We start from the raw sequence: 16,697 nt of genomic DNA on the forward strand, positions 1-16,697 counted from the left end.
ATATATTAGGCGATTACGCGTATGGTATTTTTCACCTGTTCGGCTATTTGACGCGCTTTATTTAGATTGGTGTTTACAATAGTTACGTGTCCCATCTTCCTAAACGGGCGTGTTTCTTTTTTGCCATAGATATGGGGGGTTACGCCTTCCATTGCCATTATCTGTTCGATATTTTCATAGACGACTTTTCCTTGATAGCCCTCAGCCCCTACCAGATTTACCATTACACCAGCGACCTTATTTTCGGTATTTCCTAAGGGCAGGTTTAAGATAGCACGCAGGTGTTGTTCAAACTGATTGGTATAAGCAGCCTCAATGCTATAATGTCCTGAGTTATGAGGGCGAGGGGCGACTTCATTTACCAAAATCTCATCGGTTTGTGTTTGAAAGAGTTCAACGGCTAAAAGCCCTACTACTTCAAAGGCTTGGGCTACTTGCACTGCAACGGTACGCGCTTTTTGAGCGACAGTTTCATCAATGCGGGCAGGACAAAGCACGTATTCCACTTGGTTGGCTTCGGGGTGAAACTCCATTTCTACTACGGGGTAGGTGCGTATTTCGTCATTGACATTACGAGCGACGATTACGGCTAATTCTTTTTTAAAAGGTACTAAGGCTTCGGCAATGCATTCAGTATTGGGCAAAGAACCAAGGTCGGTGAGCTGGCGGACGATTTTCACGCCATTACCGTCGTAGCCAAAGCGCGCTGACTTCCATACGAAAGGCAGAGAGAGTTGTTGCTCATTGATTGCCTTTTTAAGACTTTGGGTATTTTGAAAGACTTGAAAAGGAGCGGTGGGGATACCGCAAGTGGTATAAAACTGCTTTTGAATAGCTTTATTTTGGATATTTTTGATGGTTTGAGGGCTAGGATATACTTTTACGCCTTCGGTTTGTAGTTTCTCTAAGGCTTCTACATTTACGTTTTCGATTTCAATGGTGAGTACATCTACGTTTTTGCCGAAGTTATACACGGTATTGAAATCGGTAAGGTTGCCTTGCACAAAGGTATTGCAGGCAATGCGACAAGGAGCATCGGGGGAGGGATCGAGCACCTTAGTGGTGATATCGAATTTACGGGTTTCGGTAAGGAGCATTTTGCCTAACTGACCTCCGCCAAGGATTCCGAGTGTAAAATCGGAAGAAAAATAATGGGGCATACGACTTTTAATGATTAGTGGTTAGTGATTAATGGTTAATGGGGAGGCAAAGGTACGAAAATAATTTTTAATAGCAATGTAAATAATGCCAATAATACCAATAATACCAATAATGCCAATAATACCGAGTTATAATCAAAAATAAAATAGATTGCGACTCAATAGGCTCATTTTTTTAAGGGCGAATTGCAATTCGTCCCTACACATACCGCAAAAGAGAATCAGTGTTTTTTTGGAGGATTTCGAAACTTATCAGAAGCAAATTGAAATAAAGATGAAATAAAAAGAAATTGCGGTAAAGATGGACTTAGCTTATACAAAGCTTATAGGAAGCTTATACGAATGTTGGACGATTGTTATACAAATGCTATATAGATTGTTTATTTTCAGTGGGTTGCAAATTGTTAAAAATGTATAAAACATTTTGTTGTTTTTATACTTAGCAGTTATTTTATTATCTTTGCGCCAAAAGTTGTTATTTTTGTTATGAGAACCTCAGAATTAACTATTGATGAGTGGTATATGCGCAGGTGCATTCAGTTGGCTTATAATGGTTTAGGGAGCACCTATCCGAACCCTATGGTGGGTAGTGTTATCGTGCACGAAGGGCGTATCATAGGGGAGGGGTGGCACCAGAAAGCAGGGGAGGCACACGCTGAGGTACGGGCGATTAGCCAAGTGAAAGACAAGAGTCTGCTGCCCGAAAGTACTATTTATGTGAGTTTAGAGCCCTGTTGCCACTTTGGGAAGACGCCTCCGTGTGCCGATCTTATCATTGCTCACAAGATTGGTCGAGTGGTGATTGGTACGACTGACCCTTTTGCGAAAGTGCACGGCAAAGGGATTGAAAAACTGCGCAATGCGGGCTGTGAGGTGATAGTGGGTGTGTGTGAAGCTGAGTGTAGGGAACTGAACAAGCGTTTTTTTACTTTTCACGAAAAACATCGCCCTTATATTATCCTGAAATGGGCTGAGACTCGTGATGGGTTTATCGCTCCCCTGCATAAAGAAGAGGTTGCTCCACAGTGGATTACAGATGTTTATGCACGGCAAACAGTGCACCAAATGCGCACTGAAGAGCAGGGCATTGTGGTGGGAGTAGGGACGGTATTGGCGGATAATCCTTCGTTGGACAGCCGGAGCTGGTATGGGCGTAACCCTGTGCGGATAATAATTGACCCGCAGTTACGAAGTCCGAGAGATTTTGCGGTATGGAACGACCGTACGACTACTTTGTTTTTTACTGAAGAGACGGCTGTTCCGGAAATGATACACACTAATTTTTTTACGATAGATTTTAAGCATAAGCCCTTACAGCAAATTTGTGATAAGCTGTACGAACTAAACGTGCAAAGTGTGATTGTGGAAGGAGGGGCTTATACGCTTCAGCAGTTTATCGATGAGGGCTTATGGGACGAGACGGTTGTATTTACGGGCGACATTTGCTTTGGAGAAGGGGTGAAGGCACCTGTGATTAGGTAAAAGGTGCGAGCCGCACAGGCAGTTAAAAATGCTAATCAAGAGTTGAATTAACTATTTGATTATAAACATCCCCCCTGCCCCCCTCAAGGGGGGAGATGTGATGCAAAAGCAACAATATACTGTTAATCAATGATAATTATTTTTCAACTCTTGATTCATACTAAAAGTTAAAAAATGGGATAGGTATTAGTGGGTTTACTGAAATATGATGAGAAATGGTTGGGGTTATGTTGAATAAATGTTAAAGGAGGAAAGTTTTAAGAAGGAAAAGAGCTTTATGGCAAGATTTTTGATAGTAGAATTAGTGTAAATATGAGGTAAACAAGTGAGCCTTGTAGTGTTTTTAGCTTATAGGGCTGTAAACACGATGAAAAGCCTTCGGCTTAGAAAGCCCCTACACAGATTTCAGAGAGTACGGGCATTATTATATACAGGAAATCTTCTAAAAATTTATATGCAATGAAAAGAGTTATTTTATTACTTTCAGCAGTCGGTTTATTCACAGCTTGTGATAAGAACAATGACTGGACACCTTCAGATCCTATCTATTTTGCAGATAAGATAGTGGAGACGACTTTGCCTCAGGCAGGCACACAAACACAAACTACAGAGTATCTTTTTGAATATCAGCAAAACGCATTGGGGTTGGTACGCAAAAGTACTAAAAAAGTAACTGATGGCAACTCGAGAATTCAAGAGGAAGTGTATGAGACTTCGTATGACGGTACTTTTCCTACTAAAACGGTTTATACCTTAGGAGGAGTAAAAAAATGGGAAACAGTATACAATAGTTATTCCAGAGACAGAGGGCGCTTACTTAGGAAAACGACCACTGAGGTAGGTAAAGAGAATTTGCCAACGGTAGACGAGTATGAATACAATGGTGGCAGGTTAAAGAAACATACTAAAGCTGAAAAGCTATCGGCGAATGAGACGAGGTATACCGTAGTAGAATATGATCAAGAAGCTCTTAATGAGATAAAAACAGTGACAAGCGTATACACTGAAACGAGTGGGGTGAAGAGTACCGCTACTACTACCGCTACAGATACTTATGTGTTGAACTACAACGAAACGGTAAGAGAACACTCTCACACGGTGGGCGGTAAGACTACCATAACAACCTATGGGTATGATGGTAGAACAAACCCTTGGTATTTACATCTTTCATACAGAGCTACACACCCTGAAGTGTTCTTAGATGAGCAATATGCGAGAAATAACATTACCAGAAAAACGGTGAAAGATTCTAATGCAACAGGGCGCAGTTATGAGGAAGAGATTGCTTATAGTTATTTTAAGACCGAATACCCTCTTAAAGCGACCGTAAAGGAAAATGGTAGAGAAGTAAAAACAATAGAATTCACATATTAGTTGGAGACTTTTACATTGTATTTGTGTTTGAATTTTCTTTCAGAAAAAGCTCCTCATTGAGGAGCTTTTTTCTTTTTAAAATAACTACTTTTTAATTTCAGCAACTAAGCGAGCCGCGTGGTCTTTAGCTTTTTGCTGTATAGCAGTGAGCGCTTCGGGAGGCATTACCCCTGGGATATACATCATTCCGTAAGAAATCACAGGTTCGCCAAATACCATATTGCAGTTGTTGGCAGTTTGGCGATGAGTATTGAGGAAATCAGTAAAAGGATAATTTTGAGCACTTCCGTACTGGTAAGCTTCTTCAGGAGAACCCGTAGTGAACGAAAGCACGAGCTTTTTGCCTTTGAGGGCGGTATCGGGCGTGCCGTAAGCAAAGCCAAAAGTGAAGACGTCGTCTAACCATTTTTTAAGTAGGGCAGGCAAGGCGTACCAATGTACGGGGAATTGCCACACGATTACGTCGGCTTTGGCAAGTTTAGCTTGTTCAGCTTCTACGTTGAACTGATAGTTAGGATAGAGCGCTTGTAGCTCGCTGATTTCGGCTTCGGGAAGCAAACGTTTTACTTCTTCTAAGATAGCCTTGTTGGCGTTGGACGACTCCATAGAGGGGTGTCCGTTGATGATAAGTACATTCATAATATGTATTTTTTAAGTTACTGGGTACAAAGATAAGAGATAATTAGCAAATGTGCAAATTTGAGAATTAGTAAATTGTAGATTTAAGGAAATGTTATTACTCTTAAAATCCGAACTTACCGTTGTTGTTTTTCCAAGTTTCTTTGGTAGCGATAGGCTCGATAGTATCCCAGTGTTCTACAATTTTACCGTTCTCTACGCGGAAAAGGTCGTAGAAAGAAGAGTGTACACCGCCTATTTTTCCTTCGCTCACAGTGAGTACAAAGTTACCTTCACCCAACACTTTGTGAATAGTATCGTACTTCATAGTGATACCTTGTTTAGCCATAGCTTCCAACGCAGCACCTAATCCTGAAAGGTTGTCAGGGATTTGTGGGTTGTGTTGCAAATAGAGGTCGCCATTGAAATAGCCCGCCAATTTCTTCATACGTCCGTTCACGAGGATATCGTCTACGAAGTTGCGCACGAGAGCTTTATTAGCTTCAGTTTTGTCAAGGTCTTTGATTTCGGTAGTACCGTCGGTCATAGTGCGACCGCTGGGGTTAGGTTTCGCTGGTTTGTCTTGGAGGTTATCCCAATGCTCTACGATCTTACCATTCTCAAAGCGGAAGATATCAAAGCCTATCTTATCGCCAAAGAAGTTGTAGTCGGTGTGAGCGAATACATAGTCGCCGTCTTGGAACACACGCACGGTATTTACGTGCGCTGAACCTTCAGGGAGAGCTTGCAAAGCCGCGCCAAAGCCTGCTAAACCATCGGCAATAGCGAGGTTGTGCTGTTTGTAGTTATCGGCATTGATGTAGCCTACGGGCTCTTGAGCGCCAGTTTCGATAGATTTAAGTAATTCAGTTACTTGTTGTTTAGGATCTTTTTGTGCCATTGTTTGTTCTGTTTGTTCTTGATTGTTGTTAGCATTTTGATTGTTGTTGCAAGACACGAGTAACGCGCTTAGCATTACAGTGTTGATGATGATTTTTCTCATTATATTAGTTATTTATTAAGTTACAAGTTTGTAAACATCCCCCCGTCCCCCCTCAAGGGGGGAGATGTGACGCAAAGGAGACAAAGTGCTGTATATCAGTGATAATTATTATTCATATTACATCTTATTTTCGGGTGCAAAGATACGGCGGGTTTCAGGGATAAAACATTGAACAAGTTCAAGATCTTAGGTTTTAGTTTTTAGGCCTCAGTCCACAGGCATTAGGGAGTAACGCTTCTATGGACTGTGGTCTATCCCTTATGCCCTATCTTCTACCCCCTAACAATCGGGTTGATACTTTCAAATTCTTCAATGCTGATGGGTTCGGTACAGCGGATGAGGTAGATATAAGTTTCGTAGCGGAAAATCTTTAGGGTAGTGTGCTCATAGCAAAAGATGTTGTACGAAAAGTCGTACAAATCGTATTTGTATTCTGAAAACCCATCGCGTTGGGTGAGTTGGTATACCAATTGAAACAAGTAATACACCGTTTCTTGTGAGGCACCAAAGGACGCTTGTTCATAGATAAAGGTGCGACCCCCTTGTTTGAATTTGTACAAAGTATGGTCTTTGCCAAAGGGAATCCAGTGTTCTTCGCGTTTGCGGAAGAGCACACTCAAGAAGATGATGCTGAGGATAAGTATAATGATTGCCATTTTTTAGGGTTTAGGGGTTAGCCCTCAGGAGTAATGCTTCTATGGCCTATCTGCTATCTCCTGATTTCGGGTGCAAAGGTACGGCAGGAAGAAGGTGATTTGCATTGAACAAGTTCAAGTTTTTTACTTATCTTTTACTTGCATTATTCACTAATTATTGTTACTTTTGCCGAAAAAAATAATATGAAAGCACTATTCTTCAGTTTATTATTCACAGCTACAGCCCTACAAGCTCAAGTAGCCGAGCTTACCCTACTTGACGCTATCACTCAACAGCCTATCCCTAATGCCGAAGTGTATTACGCCCACACGCTTAACGGCACCATTACCAACGGCGAGGGCAAGGCAAGGATTACCGTAGAGAACGATACCCTTACCCTCAGTTATATAGGTTATGCTACTAAGAAGATTTTTACCGATAGAACTTTTGCAGGAGCAACCATATTCCTCGACCCTCAAGAAATACAGCTTGAGGAGGTAGTGTTGTACAATTTTGATTTGAAGAAAAAAGTGAAATATGTTTTAGATAACTACTTTAAGCTGTATGACACTAAGGCTAAGATATTGGAGGCTACATATAGAGAGAAAACGCTTAAAGATGGCCATCTTATTCGCTTGTATCAAATACAGTTAGATTGGTGGACTAAGAATTATGTTTATCATTTTAAAGAGCCTTTAAGCAAATTCTCACATATACAGCTCAAAAATACTGATTATGCTAAAATAATGAGCAGTGAGGAAGATGTATCCAATGAACTCAGCTTAGGACAAAAGACACTTATAATGTACTTGCATTTGAATCCTTACCTTGTATTTTTGTACAATGCTAAAAGTATTAATATTAAAAAAGTAGAAAAGGACAAAGAACATACTATTGTAACTTTTGATGCTGATATCTCAAACTTAGGATTAACTCTCATTAATTCTGTTATTTATTTCGATAATAGTACTAATGCTATTAAGAAAATTATTTTCAGCCAAACACCCTCTACCAACACAGGAATATCAAGAAAGGCAAAGGTTCCTTACAAATCAACTACAGAACAGGCTACTTGGGAAATTACTTTTACCCCCTATAAAAATAAATTGCTCTTAAGTTCTTTTTCTGTAGGAGCAAAAGCGACTGCTGAAGTTCGAGGTAAAGTACATACCTATCAAATAGAACAAAGATATTTGCGAACAAGCATACAAAATAAACACATCAAAAAAGAAGATAGAATAGACATAGAAAACCCTTTCTTTGACTACGTTACCCCTCACAAACAAGGTGAAGCCAAATTTTTACTTACCAAAGAAGAACAAGACTTTATAAAACAATAAGCCTATGAAAGCAATTGTATACTTAGCATTTATTTGTAGCCCGTGGGTAGTAGCACAAAATACTATCTCGAAATACCTTGTAGATAAAGACACTAAAGACCCTCTGCGCGCTGCTACTATCCACAATATCAGCGACTATACGGTTACCAATGACGACGGGCACTTTGTTTTCTATTCTACCAATGATAGTATCACTATCAAAATGTTAGGTTACGAAACCTTAAAAACGACTTTTAAAGCACTTTCTCATATAAAAAAAGATACATTGTACCTCACCTCCAAATCTATTCAGCTCGAAGAAGTAACTGTTTCCAACAAAAATATTCTTCAAGAAGCGTATAACCACGCCACTGTCAATTACCCAATGGAACCTTTTGTAGAAGACTTCTTTCTGCGTTGTGTGCTCAAACGTAATGGTGAACTCGTAAAAATAGAAGATTTTAGCGGTCGGATTAAACGCGATAAACTATTAGGAGAGAAGAAGAATTTTGACTTTCAATTGCTCAATATGCGGAAGTTTGGCATTGAGAAAAAGGGAATGCGCGCCGATGATTTTGATTTACCCTCTTTAAATAAATTGTTCCAGTGGTGGAGCAATATTTTATTCCTAAATCCAAGCGAATATAGCTTCTCTCGTCCTAAAGTTGTAGATGAAATGCATCAGCAAGTAGATTATGTGCCTAAAAATGAAAACGACTACAAAAGATGTATTGGTCATTTTATTGTAAAAAACAATGATTACGTTATCAAAGAACGTTTCCACAAAAATAACCCTAAAGTAATTGCTCAAATACCTTTTACTCACAAGCTTTTTATAAAGTACAGAACGATTGATTATCTCTATAAGGAAAAATGTGAGAAGAACGCTAAAAACGGTAAATACTTTATAGCCAATGCTATATTTACTGGAAAAGTAGAGGGGTATGTTGGTGAAGAAAGAATCGTGTACGACGTGAGTTTTGAGTTGATTGTTACCCACCCTTTTTCAGATATGAGCACTTTTAAAGCCAATGTAAACGGAAAAAAAGAGCTGTTTAAATTAGAGGTGCCTTATAACAAAACCTTTTGGGAGACTCAAAACCAGCTCCCACTTACTAATGAAATGTGCGACTTTATCAATAAAGCTCACAACCAAAAAGAATACCGTGTGATATCTAATTTTTAACTGTTAAAACACTAAAGTTTCAATAAGCAAAAAGTACTTTTCAATATCTCATTTTACTCAAAAAATTAACAATATAGAGCAGGAGGAGCTATAGTGCAGAAATTGTAACTTATTGATTTATAATATTAGCATAGTTAAAGTTTTGTTAAAATTGCAATTACCTATTGACACGTTTTTTTTATACATTTGCCGCGTAAAAAGGAAATGACCGATGCCTTGCCCAAAGAAGGTTTGATTTCCAGTATTAAAATATAAATAGTTTAAGGAAACAAATGTAACTAAATTGCAAGCCCTTGAGCTTGACGAAAAAGCCTTAGTAAATGCGTTTGAAGTTGAGGAACTTGAAAAACGCTATGAAATGGGATGGTTTAAAAGTGGTGGTACAGACCTTGAAATTTCGACAGACTTTAATGGAAACGTAACTGTCAAAGGAGGAGTTCACGGTAACTGGTAACTTTTAAATTCACTTGAACATAGGGCGATTAGTTATCTAATCGCCCTTATTAAACATAGTATTAGAATGAAACAATTACTTTTTGTCTTATTATTCATACCCTTTGCCATATATTCCCAAGTAGCCGAGCTTACTCTACTTGATGCCTCTACAAAACAGCCTATCAGCAATGCTGAGGTGTATTACGTCCACTCCCTCAATGGCACCATTACCAATGGCGAGGGTAAAGCAAGAATTTCTGTAGAAAACGATACCCTTACCTTAAGCCATATAGCCTATGCTACTAAGAAAGTCTTTACTGATAAAACTTTTGCAGGAGCAACCATATTCCTCAACCCTCAAGAAATACAACTTGAGGAGGTAGTGTTGTACAATTTTGATTTGAAGAAGAAAGTGAAGTATGTTTTAGACAATTATTTTAAACTATATGATACTAAAGCTAAAATATTAGAATGCACTTACCGAGAAAAATTTGTAAGGAACGATACCCTTACACGCCTTTATCAAGTGCAGTTAAATTGGTGGAGTAAGAGTTATCGTTACGCTTCTTTCAATCAACCTTTAGATAAACTGTTACAAATTCAACTTAAGAATATTGACTATTCTAAAATGTTAAGCGAAGATGAAGTTGTTGCTCGCTCTGTTCACTTAGAAAGAACTCCGATGTTTATGTATCTTTTCATAAATACTTACTTATCACTGATAGATCAGTTTGGTGAAAACATTGATATTAAAAAAATAGAGAAAAGTGGACAAGTTACCAAAGTAACTTTTAATGCCGATATCATTATCAATAAAAAGCTAAATCTAAAACTTGAAAACTCGGTATTGGTGTTTGATAATACTACCAATGCTGTGAGAAAAGTCATTTTTAACGACATACATCAAGGTGTAAAGGATAAAGTTTCTGAGAAAACTAAAACTCCTTATAAGTCTATTACAGATAATTATCGTTTGGAACTCACTTTAAATGATTACAAAGGGAAACTGCTATTTAGCTCTTATTCTGTAAGTCTTATAGGAGCTATAGAATACAAAGAGAAAAGAGATAAACTCTTCTTGGAGAACAGCTTCTTACGTACAGGAGTACAAGATAAACACATTAAAAAAGAAGATAGGATAGATATTCAAAAGTCCTTTCACGAATATGTTACCCCTCACAAACAAGGTGAAGCTAAGTTTTTGCTTACCAAAGAAGAACAAGAATTTATAAACCAATAGCCTTATGCCCACCACCGAGAAATCTCCAGAATTTTACAAGCATTACCCTGCTTTGTTTCAAGCTTATTTTCCTACAGTAAGTGCTGAAACCTTGCGTTTACTCTGCAAAGCGGGCTATACCTATTACAATGCGGTGCTCTGTTTAGATGTCTTGGTTGATGAGGGAGAGACAAAAACCTTAGTGGAAATGCTCAGTCTGCAAGAGGAAACGATCAAAATCTTGACAAGTATTTATGGGTATGAGTCGCCGTTTTGGGCATTATGGCAACAGCGCAAAGCGGAGTATTTCAAAGCTATACAAACTGAAAAACGCTTACTTACCACTGCTGAGGTGTCATTTGAACAATACAGCTCTTTGGCAGACGACAAAGCAGCTTTTGGCAAGATCGCTATAGATAGTCTTTGGCTACAGAGCCACAGCCAAGACAAGGCAATATATGAAAAGTTATTGCTTTCTCATCGCTATTTTTCTGTAGGTTTTCAGCTTTATGACGATGTCAAGGATTTTGCGCGTGATATACGCAGAGGGCAGTTCAATTGGGCGGTGCATCAGTTGCAAAAAGTAATCAATTTTGCAGAAGTACAGCACGATACCCGTACGCTTCACAAATATTTGTTTGTAAAAGGGGTGGGGCAAGACCTTTTGAGAGAAGCTATGGTGCAATTTGAAAAAGCAAAAGCCGTAGTGGCTGAACTGAATGTCAATAGCAAATGGTTACAAACGATTGAAGAAATGCTTACTACCATTCAGGGCTATTTGGAAACTACTGAAGGCTATTTGGCGGTGCTCAAAACTACCCTTGCCCTTAAAAAGGAGCAAAATACCACTCCTTTCTTTGATTTTTCGTCAGTAAAAGAGGAGGCTGTCTACAAAGGTTTGGCTTTTATTGAGTGTGATTTTCGTCAGCATTATGCTGAACTCAAGCATACAATGTACTTAGGCAATGCCGAGGGCTTTACCAATACACAGCAAGTGCACACTTCTGATACTTTCCAGCGGGCTCTGTTAGACGATGCTTTGTTTACCATTGCTCAAAAATACCACTTGCCTATAGCTAACTTTTTTGAAGAGGAATACCGCTATTTTATGGGGCGTATCAATCCTGAAGTGGGGGCTTGGCAGTACTTTCCTACCGTGCAAGAAATCGCTCCTGATATTGATGATTTAGCACAGGTAATGCAGTTCTTTATTCATACGGGCAAAAAAGACGAAATCGCCAAACACTGCCAAAAAGCGATTGACACAGCTATCAACTGCAGAACTAATGCCAATGGGGGTATTGAAACGTGGATACTTCCCAAACACAACTTAACCCCTTTACAGCAAAAACAACAACTCTTTAATGAAAGTAAATGGGGCACAGGTCCCGATGTAGAGGTCGTAGCCAACTTTCTATATGCGCTACATTGCTACAGGTCTGAAGCTTATTTACCTACTATAGAACGCGGTATTGCTTACTTACTCTCTCAGCAAAAAGCAGAAGGCTATTGGGAAAGCCGTTGGTATTACGGCAATTATTACGGTACGTACGTATGTGTGCGCTTGTTGCAGTGCTTTGGCGAGCGATATACAAATGAAATACAGCGTGCTGTTACCTATATCAAAAACAATCTGCCTACTGAACCTCTTTCAATGGCTTTAGCTTTGCTTACTTTAAAAACAGTAGAGCTCCATACTGATGAAGCTACTATAACCTTGCAAAATCAACTACTCACTACTCAAAACACTTTAGGAGGTTGGGAAGCGATAAATTTTATCAAACCTAAAGTGTACGAACCTTATAAAAGTGAAACTCTTACGACTGCCTACGCACTTAAAGCCCTCTGCTTATAATGCAAAACAAAATCCCACATATCAACCCCTCTATTACTTTTAATCAGCTCAACGATAATGAGTATATTCTCTGTAATGCTCAGCACAAGCATTATTTAAAAATCGACAAAGATACTTATCACTTGCTTTTGCTTATCGATAATGAGCGTAGTTTGGAGCAAATATGTGAGTTACACAACCAGCAGTCTCAAAAAGGACTTACTGTAAACGCTTTGCATTTTCTTCTTTATGACAAACTTGCAAAATACGGACTCTTAGTAGGTGAAGAGGAGCACCTAAAACCTTATCAAAAACCGTCTTATCTCAAGTTGAGTTTTATTATTTTCAGCAAAAACTTCATTGCCAAAATTACTCCTTCACTGCATTTCCTTTTTCGCAAGAAAGTAGCGTTACCTCTCTTGTTGCTTTGTGCGGTAGTAATAGGGGTAGAACTATATGGATTGTTAGACGGCTATAAAAGTTTTAAAGTGCAAGAGAGCGTTGTTTTCTTTTTGGTTGTAATGGCAGTGAGCGTTACTTTTCACGAATTGGGGCACGCTACCGCTGCTAGTCATTTTGGGGCAGAACACGGAGGAATTGGTGGTGGTTTTTATCTGTTTACCCCAGTCTATTTTGCCGATGTAACCGATGTATGGCGACTCAAAAAATGGCAACGAGTGGTAGTGAATTGTGCGGGTATGTACTTTGAAATTATCTTTTGTACTTTACTTTCATTAGTAGGCTTGCTATTAGGACAAACAACACTAACTCTTATTGCTATCATTGTTTGCTTGCACACTTTCTTCAACTTAAATCCTTTTCTCAGGAGTGATGGCTATTGGATATTATCCGATATAGCCAACAAACCGAACCTCTTGCAACACTCTTTCCGCAAAATAAGTGAGGTTTTCAAAATGCTCAAGGGTCAAAAAGTACAGTGGACGAAAATAGACTTCTTCTTGTTTGTTTACGGTTTAGTGAGCTATAGTTTTATAGTGCTGTTTGTGTACTATGTGCTGTTTAAGAACCCTAACTCTATATTGCATTTCCCACAGAATTTGTATCACTTCCTCAAAAGTCTATGGGATAAGGACGCTACCATTAGTTTAGCATCTTTCGGTGAACTCATTGTTCCAATGTTGTTTTTCTATCTCTTGTTCAGCTTCTTAAAAGGAATGTTGAGAAAAAAAGATTAGGGTTTAAGAACAACCCTTCTATACCTTAATGCCCGATAATCTTCCTCCGAATCTTACTTACAAATTCGTGAGTAACACCAAGGTACGACGCTATTTGCACATTGGTAAGTCGGCGAGCGATGTGAGGGTATTGAGTAAGAAAGTCAGTGTAGCGCTGTTCAGCGGTTTTGCTGAGGTTGTCAATCATACGGCGCTGGAGAGCAATATGCGTCTTGAGGGTCATCAGGCGGAAGAGCCGTTCAGTAATAGGGATATGTTCAAAAGCATAACGCTTATCCTCAGGAGTGATGATAAGCAATTCGCTGTTCTCCAAGGCTTGAATGTAGAGTTGAGAGGGCGTTTGGTGCATAAAACTATCAAAATCAGTCACCCACCAATCTTCCACCCCGAAAAAAAGCGTTTGTTCATCGCCATTGCGGTCAATGTGATAAGTGCGCAAGAGTCCACTCACAATAAAAGCTTCAAACTTACAAGTCTCGCCTTTTTGCAAGAGAAATTCCTTCTTTTTGAGGCGCTTTTCACTGAAAAGCGCACAAAGCTGTGCTATCTGTTCAGTTTCTCCAAAAATATATTTAGCAAAGTGCTTTTCTAAAGGCAAAAACGTCATAGCTAAGAGGTAAAAATGGCTATCGAATAGTCAAAAATTTGTGAGGCAAAGATAAGAATAATTTTTTAATTAGCAGATTAGACAATTTGCAAATGAAAAAAACTTTGAATTTTTCTCTGTAAAAACAGTTTTTTAACATATTTTCTTCAGTATTTTACAACCTTTTTTAGCCCACTGATATTCAGTTTTCTGCCATCTTTCCTTCGCCTTAGCTTCGGTTTAGGTTCGCCTTAGGTTCGTCTTACCTTCGGTCAAAGTAGCTGATAAGTTAAACATAGAAAGTAAGTCAAATTATTGATTATTATATATTTATATTTTTTGACTAAATTGAAGATAGTGAGGTATTATAATTGAATAAAAAGCAGTGGTTTAACAAAATTTGGCTATTTTTAGTCAATAACTCAATTGTGCAAATTTAGCAACTAAGTAAATATGGGTCGCACTTTTAAGGTAGCTTGCTACCCGTATGCTTTAATTTGTGTTCAGTTTTTTGAAAGATTTTTGTTCAATTTCTATAGCGTAGACGTATGTCTCCTCACTTTTAATTTTATGCGTTTAATCAGCGTAGTAATTTACTGAATTTGTCAATTCGCTAATTATTTACTACTTTTGCAAAAAATTACGCTGTAACTTATCATATGAAACATAGATTACCTATACTGCTCACAATATTTATAGCCCTGTTGCTTTGGCAGTGTGCCCGTCGTGGCTCACCTACAGGCGGACCCAAAGATACTACCGCTCCTGTACTGTTACAGTCAGTGCCAAGATCAGGAGCAATGAAGTTCCACGGCAAGAAAATACGCTTGCAGTTCGATGAATTTGTGATTACCAAAGATGTTCGCAAACAGCTTATTATCTCCCCCCCAATGAAAACCTTTCCTACTATTTCGCCCACCTCAGCTTCAAAATGGTTGGAAATAAACATAATCGATACCCTAAAACCCAATACTACCTACGTGCTCAACTTCGGCAATAGCATTCAAGATTACAACGAAGGCAATCCTCTTGCCGACTTTAAATACGTGTTTTCAACCGGCGATGCGCTTGATTCGCTCTGGTATGAAGGCGACATTGCCGATGCCATTGCCCCCAAGCCAGATAACTTCGTAACCGTAATGCTCTATCCTTATAACGAGCAGTACAACGATTCTTTGGTGTATAAAACCCAACCCACCTATGTGACCAATACGCTTGATAGCCTCGATAGCTTCGTGCTTGAATACCTCAAAGAAGGTAAATACAAGCTCATAGCGCTCAAAGAGAAGAGCGCTAACTATCTTTTTAATCCCAAAGACGATAAAATAGCCTTTATGGAAGAACCCATTACCGTCGCCGATTTGAAAGGTAATCCGCAAGGGTTCTACCCAAAACTGCGCTTGTTTAAAGAAGTGCCCCCCTATAAAGCACATCGTCCCGCTCAGTCGGCAGGCAATCGCATACAGTTTGGCTTCGAAGGCAAAACCGATAGTGTGAATATCAAGCCCATTTCACCTGTAACCAATGATTTTAAGTATATCGTCTCCAAAGACCCTAAGAAAGATACACTCAACTTTTGGTATACCCCTAAGCAGAAGGACTCCTTGGTGTTTACCGTTGCCAAACAGCAAAAAATCGATACCTTTAAAGTCCGTTTAAAGGAAATGAAGAACGACAGTTTGCAGATAGAAAACCTTTTCTCAGGTGATTTACCGATGTATAAAGACTTTGGTTTCAGGAGTAATATCCCTATAGTAAAGACCGATAGCACCAAGATAAAAGTATTCACAGGAAAAGATTCTACGGCAGTGGCAGTACCTTTTAAAACGCAGTTAGCCCCTAATCGTTTAGAATATTATGTGTTATTCGATAAAAAGAACGACGAAGCCTATCGTATAGAAGCTCTCCCCAATGCCCTCACCGACTTTTTTGGTCATACCAACGATACACTGAAGGTGAATCTCCATACCAAAAAACTCGAAGAAGTAGCCATCTTTAGGTTGCACCTCAACACTGATGAAAAGACCCTGCAATACCCCATTATCTTACAGCTTACCAATGAGAAAGCCACTGAGGTAGCACGAGAACTTTACATTGAAAAACCACAAGAGCAATATGTGTTTGAGAATGTAACCCCCAGCAAGTTCCGCTTACGGCTCATAGAAGATAAGAATGCTAACCAAGAGTGGGATACAGGTAATTTCTTAGAGCAACGCCAGCCCGAGCGAGTCTGGTATTTCCCACAAGAGATAGAGCTCCGCGCCAATTGGGAAGTAGAAGAAACGTGGCGAATTGATAATTAGTACTTGTTAGTTAGATAAAAATTATTATCTTTGCCCGAAAATAATACGCACAGAATTATGACAACTGAACTCATACAATTATACGATACCGTAAGTGAAAAAATAGGTAAAGAAGGAGCTACAGCTTTAGCTAATTATCTTTCTAAATTTACCGATGAACATGTAAAGGCAAATATTGATAACTTAGTAACTAAAACAGAATTTCATAAAGAAATAGCTGGAATAAGAATGGATATAGCCGATGTGCGTAACCACATCGGGCAAGCGACTTCAGAAACTAAGGCTGTACGTTCAGAACTTAAGCAAGATATCGCCGAGTTACGCTCAGAACTCAAGCAAGACATTG

General features: G+C 39.0%; 13 protein-coding genes and 1 pseudogene. 9 read left to right on the forward strand and 5 right to left on the reverse strand.

Translation table 11 applies throughout. From position 1 onward, the window contains the following. Positions 1-5 precede the first annotated feature (5 nt). Positions 6-1,160 carry a 5-(carboxyamino)imidazole ribonucleotide synthase gene (locus RCZ04_RS11375; protein ID WP_460486160.1) on the reverse strand — a complete coding sequence of 385 codons (1,155 nt, stop codon included), beginning with the start codon at positions 1,158-1,160 and terminating at the stop codon, positions 6-8. 486 nt (positions 1,161-1,646) lie between these two features. On the opposite strand from RCZ04_RS11375, the gene ribD reads away from it, so the two are divergent. Both ribD and RCZ04_RS11385 read left to right on the forward strand, forming a co-directional pair. Continuing rightward, complete coding sequence (gene ribD / locus RCZ04_RS11380; RefSeq protein ID WP_460486161.1) at positions 1,647-2,642, forward strand: bifunctional diaminohydroxyphosphoribosylaminopyrimidine deaminase/5-amino-6-(5-phosphoribosylamino)uracil reductase RibD; 996 nt, start codon at positions 1,647-1,649, stop codon at positions 2,640-2,642. Positions 2,643-3,101: 459 nt separating this feature from the next. After that, complete coding sequence (locus tag RCZ04_RS11385) at positions 3,102-4,016, forward strand: hypothetical protein (protein ID WP_460486162.1); 915 nt, start codon at positions 3,102-3,104, stop codon at positions 4,014-4,016. An 84-nt stretch (positions 4,017-4,100) separates the two neighbouring features. On the opposite strand, the gene RCZ04_RS11390 is transcribed toward RCZ04_RS11385, so the two are convergent. The 3 genes from RCZ04_RS11390 to RCZ04_RS11400 all read right to left on the reverse strand — a co-directional run bounded on the left by RCZ04_RS11390 (position 4,101) and on the right by RCZ04_RS11400 (position 6,293). After that, positions 4,101-4,655: an NAD(P)H-dependent oxidoreductase gene (locus tag RCZ04_RS11390; RefSeq protein WP_460486163.1), complete on the reverse strand. Its 555-nt coding sequence runs from the start codon at positions 4,653-4,655 to the stop codon at positions 4,101-4,103. A gap of 103 nt (positions 4,656-4,758) precedes the next feature. After that, positions 4,759-5,637: a nuclear transport factor 2 family protein gene (locus RCZ04_RS11395; RefSeq protein ID WP_460486164.1), complete on the reverse strand. Its 879-nt coding sequence runs from the start codon at positions 5,635-5,637 to the stop codon at positions 4,759-4,761. A gap of 272 nt (positions 5,638-5,909) precedes the next feature. Next, positions 5,910-6,293 (reverse strand): hypothetical protein, encoded by a 384-nt coding sequence (locus RCZ04_RS11400; protein WP_460486165.1) that lies wholly within the window; start codon positions 6,291-6,293, stop codon positions 5,910-5,912. A gap of 183 nt (positions 6,294-6,476) precedes the next feature. Here RCZ04_RS11400 and RCZ04_RS11405 point away from each other — a divergent pair, with 183 nt between their 5' ends. The 5 genes from RCZ04_RS11405 (at position 6,477) to RCZ04_RS11425 (ending at position 13,462) form a co-directional block, all read left to right on the forward strand. Then, a complete protein-coding gene (locus RCZ04_RS11405; protein WP_460486166.1) occupies positions 6,477-7,613 on the forward strand; it encodes a peptidase associated/transthyretin-like domain-containing protein in 1,137 nt (378 codons plus the stop codon). Between the two features lie 4 nt (positions 7,614-7,617). Further along, the gene (locus RCZ04_RS11410) at positions 7,618-8,778 is read left to right on the forward strand and encodes a peptidase associated/transthyretin-like domain-containing protein (protein WP_460486167.1); all 1,161 of its coding nucleotides are present in this window, start codon (positions 7,618-7,620) and stop codon (positions 8,776-8,778) included. A 520-nt stretch (positions 8,779-9,298) separates the two neighbouring features. Beyond that, entirely contained in the window at positions 9,299-10,453 is a 1,155-nt protein-coding gene (locus RCZ04_RS11415; protein ID WP_460486168.1) for a peptidase associated/transthyretin-like domain-containing protein, read from the forward strand. Between the two features lie 4 nt (positions 10,454-10,457). After that, positions 10,458-12,287 carry a prenyltransferase/squalene oxidase repeat-containing protein gene (locus RCZ04_RS11420; protein ID WP_460486169.1) on the forward strand — a complete coding sequence of 610 codons (1,830 nt, stop codon included), beginning with the start codon at positions 10,458-10,460 and terminating at the stop codon, positions 12,285-12,287. Beyond that, a complete protein-coding gene (locus RCZ04_RS11425) occupies positions 12,287-13,462 on the forward strand; it encodes a zinc metalloprotease (RefSeq protein ID WP_460486170.1) in 1,176 nt (391 codons plus the stop codon). The genes RCZ04_RS11420 and RCZ04_RS11425 overlap by 1 nt, the downstream gene beginning before the upstream one ends. Before the next feature lie 25 nt (positions 13,463-13,487). On the opposite strand, the gene RCZ04_RS11430 is transcribed toward RCZ04_RS11425, so the two are convergent. Beyond that, entirely contained in the window at positions 13,488-14,060 is a 573-nt protein-coding gene (locus RCZ04_RS11430; RefSeq protein WP_460486209.1) for a Crp/Fnr family transcriptional regulator, read from the reverse strand. Positions 14,061-14,707: 647 nt separating this feature from the next. Between RCZ04_RS11430 and RCZ04_RS11435 the strand changes: the two genes are divergently transcribed. Together RCZ04_RS11435 and RCZ04_RS11440 are read left to right on the forward strand one after the other, a co-directional pair. Then, positions 14,708-16,351, forward strand: a complete 1,644-nt coding sequence (locus tag RCZ04_RS11435) for an Ig-like domain-containing domain (RefSeq protein WP_460486171.1) — start codon at positions 14,708-14,710, stop codon at positions 16,349-16,351. A gap of 57 nt (positions 16,352-16,408) precedes the next feature. Further along, a pseudogene (locus RCZ04_RS11440) lies at positions 16,409-16,697 on the forward strand (hypothetical protein); the annotation flags it as partial.

It is taken from the genome of Capnocytophaga sp. HP1101, assembly GCF_054772415.1.